The organism is Niallia sp. 03133, from assembly GCF_052663225.1.
Window position 1 is genome coordinate 163,839 of sequence record NZ_JBQTCY010000004.1, and the last position, 14,519, is coordinate 178,357.

The 14,519-nt window shown below is 36.2% G+C and carries 13 protein-coding genes; all 13 read right to left on the reverse strand.

What is annotated here, in order from left to right:
- Window positions 1–164: 164 nt before the first annotated feature.
- Entirely contained in the window at window positions 165–884 is a 720-nt protein-coding gene (sigE, locus tag ACTYBU_RS07220; RefSeq protein ID WP_445488397.1) for an RNA polymerase sporulation sigma factor SigE, read from the reverse strand.
- A 43-nt stretch (window positions 885–927) separates the two neighbouring features.
- Window positions 928–1,863 (reverse strand): sigma-E processing peptidase SpoIIGA, encoded by a 936-nt coding sequence (gene spoIIGA, locus ACTYBU_RS07225; protein WP_445488399.1) that lies wholly within the window; start codon window positions 1,861–1,863, stop codon window positions 928–930.
- A gap of 811 nt (window positions 1,864–2,674) precedes the next feature.
- Window positions 2,675–3,826, reverse strand: coding sequence for a cell division protein FtsZ (ftsZ, locus tag ACTYBU_RS07230; protein WP_445488400.1), 1,152 nt, complete (start codon window positions 3,824–3,826; stop codon window positions 2,675–2,677).
- Between the two features lie 111 nt (window positions 3,827–3,937).
- The gene (ftsA, locus tag ACTYBU_RS07235) at window positions 3,938–5,227 is read right to left on the reverse strand and encodes a cell division protein FtsA (RefSeq protein ID WP_445488402.1); all 1,290 of its coding nucleotides are present in this window, start codon (window positions 5,225–5,227) and stop codon (window positions 3,938–3,940) included.
- Between the two features lie 176 nt (window positions 5,228–5,403).
- A complete protein-coding gene (locus tag ACTYBU_RS07240) occupies window positions 5,404–5,766 on the reverse strand; it encodes a small basic family protein (protein ID WP_445488404.1) in 363 nt (120 codons plus the stop codon).
- Window positions 5,766–6,476 (reverse strand): DUF881 domain-containing protein, encoded by a 711-nt coding sequence (locus ACTYBU_RS07245; RefSeq protein WP_445488406.1) that lies wholly within the window; start codon window positions 6,474–6,476, stop codon window positions 5,766–5,768. Before ACTYBU_RS07245 ends, ACTYBU_RS07240 begins: the two co-directional genes overlap by 1 nt.
- Before the next feature lie 122 nt (window positions 6,477–6,598).
- On the reverse strand, window positions 6,599–7,300 hold the full coding sequence (locus ACTYBU_RS07250; RefSeq protein ID WP_445488408.1) for a DUF881 domain-containing protein: 702 nt from the start codon (window positions 7,298–7,300) through the stop codon (window positions 6,599–6,601).
- Complete coding sequence (locus ACTYBU_RS07255; protein ID WP_445488410.1) at window positions 7,297–8,064, reverse strand: cell division protein FtsQ/DivIB; 768 nt, start codon at window positions 8,062–8,064, stop codon at window positions 7,297–7,299. The genes ACTYBU_RS07250 and ACTYBU_RS07255 overlap by 4 nt, the downstream gene beginning before the upstream one ends.
- A gap of 770 nt (window positions 8,065–8,834) precedes the next feature.
- A complete protein-coding gene (gene spoVE / locus ACTYBU_RS07260) occupies window positions 8,835–9,935 on the reverse strand; it encodes a stage V sporulation protein E (protein WP_445488781.1) in 1,101 nt (366 codons plus the stop codon).
- 160 nt (window positions 9,936–10,095) lie between these two features.
- On the reverse strand, window positions 10,096–11,448 hold the full coding sequence (gene murD / locus ACTYBU_RS07265; protein WP_445488412.1) for a UDP-N-acetylmuramoyl-L-alanine--D-glutamate ligase: 1,353 nt from the start codon (window positions 11,446–11,448) through the stop codon (window positions 10,096–10,098).
- Window positions 11,449–12,423, reverse strand: coding sequence for a phospho-N-acetylmuramoyl-pentapeptide-transferase (gene mraY, locus ACTYBU_RS07270; RefSeq protein WP_445488414.1), 975 nt, complete (start codon window positions 12,421–12,423; stop codon window positions 11,449–11,451). It abuts the gene before it with no gap.
- A 1-nt stretch (window position 12,424) separates the two neighbouring features.
- Window positions 12,425–12,868, reverse strand: coding sequence for a hypothetical protein (locus ACTYBU_RS07275; RefSeq protein ID WP_445488416.1), 444 nt, complete (start codon window positions 12,866–12,868; stop codon window positions 12,425–12,427).
- Complete coding sequence (locus tag ACTYBU_RS07280) at window positions 12,852–14,330, reverse strand: UDP-N-acetylmuramoyl-L-alanyl-D-glutamate--2,6-diaminopimelate ligase (RefSeq protein ID WP_445488418.1); 1,479 nt, start codon at window positions 14,328–14,330, stop codon at window positions 12,852–12,854. The genes ACTYBU_RS07275 and ACTYBU_RS07280 overlap by 17 nt, the downstream gene beginning before the upstream one ends.
- Between the last annotated feature and the right edge of the window lie 189 nt (window positions 14,331–14,519).

Here is a 14,519-nt window from a genome sequence, read left to right on the forward strand (position 1 = left end):
TTACTTATTCAACAAGGTTTTTCTGCAAAAATATTTTTTAAAGCCATTTAAAAAATTTGAAAAAAAAATCGATTGTTTTTTGATCCGTTTGCTTATCTGCTTCACAAGCATTTATCGAATCCAAATGTATGGATATGCTCAAAATTCCTTTTTTTGAATCTTTTTTACACCATTTTATTAAATTCTTTTTTTAATCTTTTTATGATTCTTTTTTCCAAACGGGAGATATAGGATTGAGAAATCCCAAGCATATCTGCTACATCTTTTTGTGTTTTTTCCTCGCCTGTTCCTAACCCAAAGCGCAGCTCCATAATTTGTTTTTCTCTTTTAGATAGTTGATGAAGCGCTTTTATCAATAGCTTTTTATCGACACTTGCATCTAAATCTTTTGTAATAATATCATCTTCCGTTCCCATGACATCCGATAACAACAATTCATTTCCATCCCAATCAATATTTAAAGGTTCATCAAAGGAAACTTCAGATCGGATTTTATTATTTCTTCTTAAGTACATAAGTATTTCGTTTTCAATACATCTTGAAGCATATGTAGCCAATTTTATTTTTTTTTCTGGATTAAATGTATTGACTGCTTTAATTAAACCAATTGTGCCAATGCTGATTAGATCTTCAATATTGATGCCCGTATTTTCAAATTTTCTTGCTATATAAACAACCAATCGCAAATTTCTTTCGATTAGCATTGAACGCGCCGCTGGATCTCCTTTTGGAAGCTTTAATAATAATTCTTCTTCTTCCTCTTTGCTTAACGGAGGTGGCAATGCTTCGCTTCCGCCAATATAAAATACTTCATCTGATTTAATCCCTAATTTGATCAACAATTTATACCAGTAATAGGTGAGGCGAAGCTTTAATTTTTTCATAATTGTCCTCCTTCTAAATGATGAATATTAAGAGTATAGTGTATTAACTGACCTTTTCATTATTTATCATCTTTTTGCCTGTCAGCATTTTCGGATGCACAATGCAATCAAAAGAATCATCGGATGATAATTGCTGCTTGGTGAATGAAATTAGCCCTTTTTCAACTGCGATTATTTCATGATCAATGGTAATAAAAAGATCATCTGGCTTAATTGCAATAATTAATTGATGCTCCTTGCCGACCACTTTGTACGGAATAATACGCATTTTCGATTCCCATTCTTCTGAGACCGATTTTTCCCCATAAATAACAGCATCCGCATTCTCCGTAAAAACAATTAAATCCTTTGGAATCTCTGAATTTAAGCTGTTTAACGATACAAACATCACCGGTACTCGCGTGATAGGATCATAGACTTGATTTCCACTATCTACTAGCCCCCTTAGTGAAAATTGTTGATTCGCAAGCCGAAAACCAACTTCTACTATTTGGTCATATTTTATTTTGGTCATTTCTATGCCCTCTACATTCTTTTTGGAGAAATGCCATGCAAGTGGAAAGCCAAGCAAAACAAACAGCCAGCTGATCGGATCTCCAAATCCTTTTACACTTGCATTTAAAACGGAATAGGTTAACTGAAAATCAAATTGAATAAAATAATGAACTCCTATCAATGTGCCTCCAATTAAGAAAGTAGCAAAATAAAAAGTCAAAAGACCACTAATAAAATATCGGAATTTTTTATATCCAAAAGCAATTAATATCATCACGATCGAAAATAATAATTTAGAAACAGGATGACTGGTGTAATCTCTGAGAGGGGTAACAGCACACAAAATAATCAGACTTCCTATAAAACCACCTAAAATAATTCTCCAAATTCGAGCGTTTCTTTTTAATACAATTGCAGTTAAGTAGAGTAGCAGACTGTCAAATAATAAATTCAAAAGCCAAATTACATCTAAATAAATGGCCAAACATTCTAGCCTCCTCTCAGGACAAAACTCAAAACCTTATAAAGATGGTGCGAGCGAAGCAATACTATTCTTAGTAAGATGAAAAACAAAGTACGAAGCATAAATTCAAGCTTGTTTCCATGTAAGTTGGAGCAGTTCTGCACCCTTTTTCATAAAGTGAACCTTCCATCAGTGGGGGGTTTTGTTCATCCCCCACTGATGGAAGGCTTGAGGTCCACAGGATGTGTACCACACAAACGTTTCCACAGGAAGTAGCGACCTTAGTTTGTGTACCTCTATCGGATCTTTACGGGCAGTTATCCCCCACCTAGCTTCCTCGATTTCTCAGCATCTTGTGGTGGGGGTTTTACTGCCCGTTAAGAGTGGGATAAAATATTCAGCAAAAATTGTTATACATCCTTTCTTACTCTATTAATCTGTTACGAAAAAGTATAACGTACATTGTCTATGAAAGTGTGTCACTTTCTGTAATCAAAAAAACAGAAGTTTTCTCTATTCGGAACAGATTTTGTCATTATTTATCGGTATAAGAAAATTTCTTATTCTATTCTTCAATTGTCAGTTTTTTAGTAAAAAGAATAATATTCACTCTCTTATTTCCCAGGATATATTAAATACTCGTCGTTTATTTTTCAAACAATATCCTTAGAAAGATTCGACATTCTCAGGAAACCTTCAGGAAAACCAAATGGAGAATGACTATATGTCTATTCATTTCAATGAATAGAAAAAAAAACCTAGAAGCTGTCCCACTCCTAGGTTTTAAATTAGTTATTATTCACTTTATTAACCACTGCTTAATGAGGGTCTTTTACCTGCGACGATTTCTATTGCGAAGGAAAGTAGGTATATCAAGGGTCTCTTCACCTTGCGGTACTGAATCCCTTCTCGTCGTTTCCTTCGTAGTTGGTTGTTGCTGTTCTTCCCTTTTTACTTCCCTTGAATTTGCTGGAGTATTATTAGGTTTTACCCCGCCAAATGAAGGTCTTGGAGAAGGCGAGATTGGTACTTCAGTATTAAAGCCAGTAGCTATTACTGTTACCACAATTTCGTCTTTTAATTCTTCATTAATGACAGAACCAAAAATCATATTTACTTCTTGGTCAGATGCAGATGCGACAATATCTGCCGCCTCCTGCACCTCATATAAGCTTAAATTTGTACCACCGGTGATATTCATTAATACACCTTGTGCTCCATCAATAGATTTTTCCAGCAATGGAGACGAGATAGCCTTTTTCGCTGCTTCAGAAGCACGATTTTCACCTGCTGCAACACCTATTCCCATTAATGCAGAACCTTTATTTGCCATAATCGTTTTCACATCAGCAAAGTCCAAGTTGATCAATCCAGGTGTAGCAATTAAATCAGAGATGCCTTGTACACCTTGACGCAATACGTTATCTGCTTCTCTAAAAGCTTCAAGCATCGGCGTGCTTTTGTCTACAATTTCCAACAGGCGGTCATTTGGAATAACAATTAAAGTATCAACCGCTTCTTTCATTGCCGAAATTCCTCCAGCAGCCTGTGTAGAACGTTTTCTTCCTTCAAATGTAAACGGTCTTGTTACAACGCCAACTGTTAATGCACCTAGATCACGAGCAATTTGAGCAATAACCGGCGCTGCACCAGTTCCTGTTCCACCGCCCATCCCAGCAGTAACAAACACCATATCAGAGCCTTTAAGCGCCTCTTCAATTTGTTCTTTGCTCTCTTCAGCAGCCTTCTTTCCAACCTCTGGGTTGGCACCAGCTCCCAACCCTCTTGTTAATTTCCCGCCAATTTGCATTCTTACTTCCGCTTTAGATAAATTCAATGCTTGTGCATCTGTATTTACTGCAATAAACTCTACACCTTGAACACCATGTTCAATCATTCTATTAACAGCATTGTTTCCGCCGCCGCCAACACCTATGACCTTTATCGTAGCTAAAGAATCTATATTTGTATCAAATTCTAACATGACAAATCCTCCTAATTCGTCGATATTCAGCAGTATCGAACTGTCAACATCTTTGGTGATATGGAGTTAAATATTCCATTCAATCATATTCCTATTACCATTTTCATTTTCTCAATCGAAAAAATATCCCATAAACTTTTTAAATTTAGACGGCCCTTTTTCTGATGCCTGTTTTTCATATATAGGTTTTTGCGGCACCTGCTTTTGGCTTCTTTTCTCTTTGCTTTCAGCTGCAGCTACTGGCACTGCCTGATGAATATTACCACCTTGAAGTTTGTTATTTTTATAGGAGAATTTAATTAAACCAACAGCAGTAGTATATTGTGGCTCTCTTACTCCAATATAATCAGGAATGGCAATTCTAACTCGATTTTGGTACATATCCTGCGCTAATTCCAATATTCCTTTTGTATTAGCGACACCGCCTGTTAATACAAAACCACCAGGCAAGTCATATACTCGTAATCTCTTTAATTCATCAACAATTAATTCAAACAACTCTTCTATTCTAGCTTCTATGATATCAGAAATCTCCAGTTGATTAAATTGTTGATGTTGATCGCTGCCAATCATTGGAACACTGAATACTTCTTCTTCAGATGCATGATCATAAAAAGCATAGCCATATTTTATTTTTATTTTCTCGGCATCTTCTGTTGTTGTACGAAGACCGATGGAAATATCTTTTGTTATATGGTCTCCTCCGATAGGAAGTACGCTGGTAGTTTTCAAGAAGCCGTTCTCAAATACAGCAATGGTTGTTGAACCTCCACCAATATCCAAGAGAGCAACTCCCAGGTTTTTTTCATCCTTAGATAAAGCAAATGAACCAGCTGCTAATGGCTGCAAACAAATATCAACAATTTCAAGTCCCGCTTTTTCTACACATCTTAAGGTGTTATGTAAAATAGTTTTACTTCCAGTGACGATAGTTCCTTCCATTTCCAAACGGACGCCTATCATTCCTCTTGGATCAGTGATTTCATCTAATCCATCAACAATAAACTGTGTTGGAATGATATCAATTATTTCTCTTTCCGGCGGAATGGAGACAACTTGTGCTGCTTCCTTTACCCTGATTACATCCTCAATTGTAATTTCACGATTTTCACTTGACACTGCAACAACCCCATGGGATGGCTGCAGACTAACATGATTTCCCGAAACGCCAACAATCACTTGATTAATTGATACACCGACCATTCTTTCCGCTTGTTCAATTGCTTTTCGAATGGAATGAACTGTTTCATCTATATCCACAATAGAACCCTTTTTCAAACCTTCAGAAGGAACGATGCCTACTCCAATAATGTTTAAAGATTCGTTCATCATTTCGCCAATGATTACTTTTACGCTGGATGTACCGATGTCTAGGCTAACATAAAATTCATTGCTGTTCATTCTCGGGCACCTCCTTTTGCATTTTAAATATAAGTGAACAACAAATATATATTTAACGAATAGTTATATTGTTTTGGAGATCTTACTAATCATCAAGAATGCTTGTCCCCCGAAACAACTTTAATTTATTTTTATTTAATTATTCGCCAAAACTAATGCATTCCCTTTTTTATCAACTATTTTTTTTGCACTTTTTCACGTTTGCTTTCCCATTTTGTTAAAATAATTCTTCTAATCACTGCGATGTTCTGAAATAAACGAACACCAAAAGCAAAAATAGCTGCTAAATATAAGTCTACACCAAGATGTACACCGAGAAAAGCTAAACTTGCTGCTAATAAAATATTAAAAAAGAATCCAGATACAAATACTTTTTCATCGTAAATATTCTGCAAGTGGGCGCGAATTCCTCCAAACAATGTATCAAGTGCTGCAAGAACAGCTATGGATAAATAGTTTTCATATTCTTCCGGTATCGTTATATCTGTTAATAATCCAAGGACGATGCCAATAGCCAAGCCAAAAACAGGCAGCCACATTAAGAATCGCCCCCTTCTTTATCTGCTGCTGGATCCATATATCGAATGGTAACTGTATTTTCATATGCTGGCACAGTCATTTTTTCTGCTGGTTTTTTTATATTTAATAGGAGATTATAAATAAAAAATTCATCTGCAGATTTTGACACCTTCATTCGATTGAATAATTTCTCTGCGCTTTTCTTGCTTTCCGTAATCACCTTAACTTCTATCGGAAGATCTTTCAATGGATATCCATCTATTTTTGTCACATTATTTACTTCCCTGATTGCGGTTGTATTTATATAGCGATGCCCATTTATCGCAAGTTCTTTTGCTCCATACATATTTAGCTCATTTATGAGCCTTTTTAATAGATCTGCAGTAACTTTACCAGGTTCTTCTCCTAGTAGCAGCTCTTCATTAACAGGTTCTATCGAAATGACAATTCCCGGCCCACTATATTCAGCAAGCCCCATTTCCTCTTTTAATTCTGCTATTGTTTCTTTTAATGCCTGCTCTTTGCTTCTTGTCTCGTCATTTTTATATTGATCCAGTTTTTCATTTGTTGAACGAATCTCATTGAGCAGCTTAAACTTCACTTCTTTTTCCTTTAACATATCTTCTCTTAATTGCCAGCTGTCTCTTGTATCTCGTACCTCTGGCTTTTTCACAGTTTGAAATAGAACAGCAATCATAAATCCAATAATTAAGGTTATCATTGTCATCATGACAAATTTTTTATCCACACTTTACCATACTTTCATCCTTCTATTTAAATAATTTATATAATATCACAGGTAAACTTCTAAGCATTTCCTTTTTTCTTAAAATTTAAAGAAAACGAATTTATTTAATTTCCAATGGAAGGCTCCATTGCTATTTCTTCTTTTTTCTCCACAGTGAATTTAATATTTTCATTTACCAAAATATCCTTTACTCCCCCATGGATATTTATTGCACCTACCAGCACCTCACTGTCCCCTATTGCTGAAATTACAAATGGGGCAGGATGCTGGTATCCATCAATTTCAATGACCGGACCATTACAGAGAATATAAGAACGATGTGTTAATCGCTGTCCATTTATGCTAACTGCAGCCGCTCCAGAGATATACAGTTCATTTACCACTTGAAATACATGATGTTCATGAACAAGATAATGATTGACATTTTCATCTTTGGGGTTGTAATCTCCATCTTCAAGCGTAATAACAACACCCTCCCCTTTAACCGGGACCTTTCCTAAATACATCCGATAATTTTCTGCATCTTCGGCTAAATCTGAAAAGGTTTTCGTTTCACTCGACATTTCTTTTTCAAAGTCAAGCAATTGATATTGTACATTTTTTAATTCATGCTGCAATTTATTATTGGTTTCTTCTTGTTTGATTAGCTCATTGCGCAATGCTAAGTCTTTTTTAAACTGGCTGTCCGTTATTTCTGGCTTCTCCTTTTTTTCTTCTGCAAGTTGATACGCAAAGGAAACAATGAATCCTAAAATAAGAAAAACAAAGGAAAAGATGACATGGCTTCCTTTCACTTTCTTTTTCAATCTTCTTTTTCCCCTTCTTTTTTATATTCTTTAAAATACGAGCCTACTTCTAAATCAATGACCCCTTTCTTTTTTGGATTTAATTGACTAATAATAGAAGGATAATGCTCCATCTTTTCCGAAAATGTATGTAAGGAAGCGGCAACTTCAAAGCCATCATTCATGAACAAGTTCACATGATAGGAATCTGTATCTTTTGGTGTATATTGTATTTCAGATATACTATTATAAACATCTTTCGGAAGTTTTTCTAATTCATTCACCATTACTTTTAAAACCTTATCTTCCTTAAAACCAACAATTATCGGGGCATCAGAAGGTGTTTCCTCCATGCTTCTATCCGCCAGCATTTTTCCTGATTCAATGATCGGCACATATTTAATCCCTTTTAATAAATAAGCAACTCTTTTGTATTCTGTCACGGAAATTCTTACTGTATTAGGGAATACTGTCGCTACTTTTGTCGATTTTATATCCGGAGATTTATTGATGCTTTCTTCCACTTTCTTTTTGTTTATTTTCCACATATTTGTATTTTCGGTTATTCCACTTAACTTTGTTATTGCTTCTTGTTTTGTTAATCTATTCCCAGTTATTTCAATATTTCTCACATGACTTAAGGGTGATTGGAAATAAATAATACATATTATTAACAGAAAAAAAATCAAAAGCAATAAAATGAGTCGGCGATTTGCTTTTTTCCGACGCTGTTGTTTTAACTTTGGAATTCGATCTTCTATGGAAACAATCTTTCCTTTTTCCACAAATATTCACCTCATCAAATAAAAAGCTATATTGCCCGCAAGCCTATTTTCATTTAAACTTGGCAAAAATAGCATTTTTCAAAGATTCCTCTCACTATAGTGTTCTGTTCTTTTGCCTGAAATCCTTCTCTATTTCGATATAAACAGCTATAGCAAGCTCTTTTTAAATTTTCATTATATCATAAAAACGAATACGGAAAAGGAAAAATTCCCTTCAGTTGGAAACAAACTGTCCGTTTACAATCAAAAAAATAAACGCTTCTAAAGCAAATGAAATAACGCATATGTAATTTACTATACCTATTAAAATGCTCAATGCCCCTAATAGACGTACCTCATTGTACTATATTTTAAACCTTTTCGTATAAAACAACAGAAATGAAAACAAATTGTAATACATACTCCATCTAATTAAAACGGTTTTATCTAAAGAATAAGCGTTATTTAAAAGGTATTGATTCTATGTTCATATACGGGTTCGCTTTTTCATTCTGTGACAATCGTAAAAAATGTCATATGAACAACCTATCCAGTATAATAAAGTAAACCTTCCATCAGTGGGGGTTTTGTTCATCCCCACTGATGGAAGGCTTGAGGTCCACAGAATGTGGATCATACAAACGTTGCCACAGGAAGCGGCGACTTTAGTTTGTGTACCTCCCTCGGATCTTTACAGGCAGTTATCCCCACCTAGCTTCCTCGATTTCTCAGCATCTTGAAGCGGGGGTTTATTTTTTCAAAAAAAAGAAGCTCCGATGGGGAGCTGGCTCTTAATATCGAGAATATCTGCTGACATTTAATAATACTCCAATGGCAACAAGCATTAATGTTAAGGAAGATCCTCCATAGCTTAAAAAAGGCAGAGTAATTCCAGTAACCGGCATTAATCCAGTAACAACGCCAATATTGATCATTACTTGAATGGCAACCATTGCAATAATGCCAACCGCTAGAAAACTTCCAAATAAATCTTGTGCGCCCAAAGCAATTCTTATACCCCGCCATAATAACAAGGCAAAAAGAAGCAAAATGAGTGAACCGCCAATAAATCCGAGCTCTTCTGAAAGAATGGCAAAAATAAAATCTGTTTGAGGTTCAGGCAAATAGAAAAACTTTTGTCTGCTTTCTCCTAGTCCTAATCCAAATAATCCCCCTGGCCCTATGGCATATAACGATTGAATAATTTGAAATCCACTTCCTAATGGATCTGACCATGGATCAAGAAAAGAAGTGATTCTTTTCATGCGGTAAGGTGCAGAAGCAACTAAACCAACAAACCCACCTAATCCAATTAAACCAAGAAAAACAAAATGTCGTATTCGGGCTCCAGCGATAAAAATCATCACAACACTTGTCCCAACCATCACCGTTCCAGTTCCTAAATCTGGCTGCAGCATAATCATGCCAAATGCTAAAAAAACAATTCCCAATGCTGGAAGGAGTCCTTTTTTAAAGGAAGTAATTTTTTTTTGATTTTCCGATAAAAATTTCGCTAAAAAAGCAATCATTGCCATTTTCATAAACTCGGACGGCTGAATGGAAAATGCCCCTACCCCTATCCAGCTTCGTGAACCGTTTCTTATATTTCCAATTCCCGGTATCAATACAAGCACTAATAATACAAAACAAATAATTACAATCATTTTCGACCATGTTCTCCAAGTCCAATAATCAATATTCATAATAAAGAACATGGCAACAATTCCAACTCCTGCAAAAAGGATTTGCCTTTTAGCGAAGAAAAAGGAATCATCAAATTTATACTCCGCCCATACAGCACTTGCACTGTACACCATAATTAATCCGATAGCGAGCAGTGTAAAAGTAAGGATGATTAAAATGATATCTGGAGTCGCTTTTTTTGTCGGCACTTCTACCACACCTCGAGTTGCAAGTATTTGGGCTTGCAAAAGACTCAAGAACTTTTATTTTCGTCTAAAATGTAAAAAGTAGAATAGCAAGTTCGTTTTCGTGTTGTATGGCCATTTACACTCTATTCCAAAAACAACGATCTATCAGCATGACAAGCCCTTATTTAAGCTTATGCACCGCATTGATAAAAATGTCTCCTCTGACTTCAAAAGTTTTATATTGATCCCAACTGGCACATGCTGGTGAAAGAAGAATGACATCCCCGCTTTCTGAAAAACTAAAAGCAGCAGGTACGGCTTTTTCCACATTATCGACACGTTGAATGCTTTTTATTCCAGCCTGTCTTCCTAAATTCTCCATCTTTTCAGCTGTTTGGCCAAATGTAATCATTGCTTTTACACTTTTAAGCGAAGGAAGCAGTTCGTCAAATTCATTGCCGCGGTCCAATCCGCCTGCAAGGAGAATAACTGGTGCATCAAAAGCCGCAAGTGCATTTTTAGTCGCTAATATATTCGTTGCTTTGCTATCATTATAAAATCTGCGTCCGTTAATTTCATCAATATATTGCAGGCGGTGTTTTACACCTTTAAAGGTGTTCAATACTGTAAAGATACTTTCATTGCTGACACCTGTTAATTTAGCTGCGGCAACAGAAGATAATATATTTTCCAAATTATGCGCTCCAGGCAAGGCGATATCATTTACATCCATTATTTTTTCATCATGAAAATAAATTCCGCCGTCTTTCACATACGCACCAAACGTTAATGGTCGTACAGCAGAAAAAGGAATAACCGCCGCTTTGCTGCTGCGGGCGATGTTCATCACTTCCTCTTGCTCTACATTTACAATTAAAAAGTCATTTGCATCTTGGTTTGTTGTAATATTGCCTTTTGCTTTGGCATATTCCTCCCGTGTTCCATGGTAGTCGAGATGAGCATCATAAATATTAGTGATAATGGCAATCTTCGGTTTAAATTGATCAATTCCCATTAGCTGAAAGGATGAAAGCTCAATCACCATTTGATTGTCTTTGTCAGCTTCTTGAGCGACACTCGATGCAACCATTCCAATATTTCCGGCAATCAGCGGTTTTTTATGGTCTGCTTTGAGCATATCAAATAAAAGAGTAGTCGTAGTCGTTTTTCCGTTGGAACCTGTAATAGCAAGGAATGGAGCTTCCGAAATACGATATGCAAGCTCCACTTCTGTTATAACGGGAATCCCTTTTTCCATCGCACCTTTAATCATTGGATTAAAGTATGGAATCCCTGGATTTTTCACGATCAACTGGAATCCTTCTTCTAATAACTCAATTGGATGGCTTCCGCAGATAACGGTAATCCCCTGTTCCAGCAATCCTTGCGCCTCCGGATTTTCATCTAGCGGCTTACTGTCGTTAACAGTAACAAAGGCCCCTAATTTATGCAGCAATGCTGCTGCACTTACACCACTTTTTGCTAACCCAAGCACTAAAATCTTTTTGTGATAATAATCTTTTATTTGTTTCATTTACAACCACACCTCGATATAAATTCCTAATACTGCAAATAACAGCCCAACACTCCAGAATGTAACGACCACACGCCATTCCGACCAGCCTACCAGCTCATAGTGATGATGCAATGGACTCATTCTAAATATTCTTCTGCCTGTTGATTTAAACGAAATAACCTGCAGGATAACAGAGAGCGTTTCAATAACGAATACTCCGCCTATAAGAATAAGGATAATTTCCAATTTAGTTAGAATAGCTATAGCAGCAATAGCACCTCCAAGTGCAAGTGAACCAGTGTCTCCCATAAATACTTTTGCCGGATGTGCATTAAATACTAAAAATCCAAGCACTCCTCCAACAATTGCTACTGCAAATATGCTAATTTCATATTGAGACTGGCTCCATGCTAAAACAGCAAACGCCCCAAAGCTAATAGCAGCAGTTCCAGACACTAATCCATCCAAACCGTCTGTTAAATTAACAGCATTAGAAAAGCCTACGAGCCAGAAAATAATAAACAGAACATAAAACCATCCTAAATCGAAGCTTTTATCCACAAATGGAATATGAACCGCTGTTGAAAAATCAGTTTGCTTTAGAACAAAATAGACAACAACCGAAACAATAATTTGACCTAATAATTTTTGTTTCGAAGTTAAGCCTAAATTTCGTTTCATTACCACCTTAATAAAATCGTCTAAAAATCCCAGCAAACCAAAACCAAGCATAACAAACAGCAATAAATACGTTTTGATTGTCGGCTCCGAAAACTTGCTTGTCATAACCAATGTTGTTACCACAACTGATAAAAGAATCATGACACCTCCCATTGTCGGTGTTCCCGATTTTTTTTGATGTGATTTTGGCCCTTCTTCTCTTATGCTTTGTCCGAATTTTAATCTTCTTAAGAAAGGAATAATAATGGGAGAAATTAATACCGTGATTAAAAAACTCAATAAAATCGTGAAAAAGATAACTTGCTCCAGCATTTTATTCCCCTCCTTTCTGATCTTTTGCTGTATAGGAATGTAAAAATTCTGCTAGTACAGCTATATCATATGTTGCCATATCTTTATTCAGACTTGTTTCTTTTTGATAGATAAATTTTGTTTGGTTGCTTTGTTCCATTCGTTGCTTTTCGTAAATTTCGATCATTTTTTTTAAGCCTTTCTTTAAATCATTTGTATAAAATATTGGGAAATGATTTGGAGTATATGAAGGAATATTCGTTCCTTTTTCCCAAATTGCCCCAATTGCACCATTTGCAATGGCTTCTTTCAGTTCCTTAGATACGCTGCCAAATAACGGCACAAACAGCCCTTTCGGCTGCTTTACATCGGCATAAAACGAAACTGTTTGAAATACTATATGGTCATCTCCATATCCCTTTGCATCGGGAATGGCTTGTGCGATATGCTTATAGGACAGTTCCATTTTTTCGCTCCTCAATCGCTTCTTTTGCTATAAGACGGTCATCAAAATCAAAAACGTCTGCGCCAATCTGCTGATAGGTCTCATGCCCTTTCCCAGCAATTAATAGAACATCTTTTGCTTTTGCCTTATTCACCGCATAAAAGATGGCTTTTTTTCGGTCTTCTATCACCTTATAGCTTTCTCCTATGACTCCTGCTTCCATATCATTCAAGATTTGAATAGGGTCTTCACTTCTTGGGTTATCACTTGTAAAAATGGCATGTGTTGCGTTTTCACAAGCAATTTTTGCCATTAGCGGACGTTTTGTTTTATCCCTGTCACCGCCACAGCCCACTACCACATAAATATTTTCTTCAGCAAACTGTTTCACTGTTTTCAATGCATTTTCCAGACTGTCAGGCGTGTGGGAATAATCGACTATAACAGAAAAATCCTGTCCTGCATCCACGGTTTCAAACCTTCCGGAGACGCCTTCTACTTTTTCAATCGCTGTAATAATCAACTCAATCGGGATTCCACAGACAATTCCTGTCGCTATACTTGCCAGTGCATTATAAACACTGAATTTGCCAACCATTTTGATGCAGACAGGATAATCTCCTATTGGTGTATGTAAAAGAAAACTAGTTCCTGAAGCAGTAATGCTAATATTTTCAGCTGAAACATCTGCATCATTGTCAATCCCGTATGTAAGGACCAGTGCTGTTGTTTGTTCACTGTATTCTTTGCTGCAAGTATCATCATTATTTAAAATCGCATACTTCGGTTTTTCAGCCGAAAATGTATTGCCTAAGCGTGTAAATAATAGGCCTTTTGCTCTTTTATAGTCTTCCATCGTACCATGGTAATCCAAATGGTCTTGTGAAAGATTAGTAAAAACAGCCACATCATAATCACAGCCAAAAACTCTGCCTTCCACGAGTGCATGACTGGAAACTTCCATTACAGCCGTCTCAACGCCGGATTCGATCATTTGATGAAAAATCTTTTGCAGCGCAACCGGCTCTGGAGTAGTATTTTTTGTTTCTTGTATTTCGTCATTTATCTTCGTATACATGGTGCCAATGATGCCGGTCTTCTGCTTCGCTTCTTTTAAGATTGCTTCCACAAGATGACTAGTTGTGGTTTTTCCATTAGTTCCTGTAATGCCAATTAGCTGCAGCTTTTGTGTTGGATGGCTGTAAAAAGCATCTGCTAAAATGCTGCTTGCTTTTTTTGTATCTTTGACCACTATCACAGGAATAGGAAGATTTAACGATTTTTCTGCAATAACAGCAACAGCTCCAGCTTCATATGCGTTTTGTGCAAAATTATGTCCATCTACTGTAAACCCTTTAATACAAATAAATAAACTGCCTTGTTTTACTTTGCGATTATCATTTTCGATTGATAATATATCAACGTCTTCCCCTATATAAGGCGTGTACGGTTGTAAACTCTTTAGTAGTTGTTTTAATTGCATTTCCTAGATTCCTCTTTTCTGTAACTCCATATGTATTTACTCGTTAAGCCTAAACATGATATCTATTATACCAAAATGAATGCATATTCCCGAGCAAAACAAATTTCATAGCCTATTTATTTTACATGATATGTTGAAATTTCGCTATGCTGATTATTATTTTTTGTCTGGCATGATCATTGGCTGCTA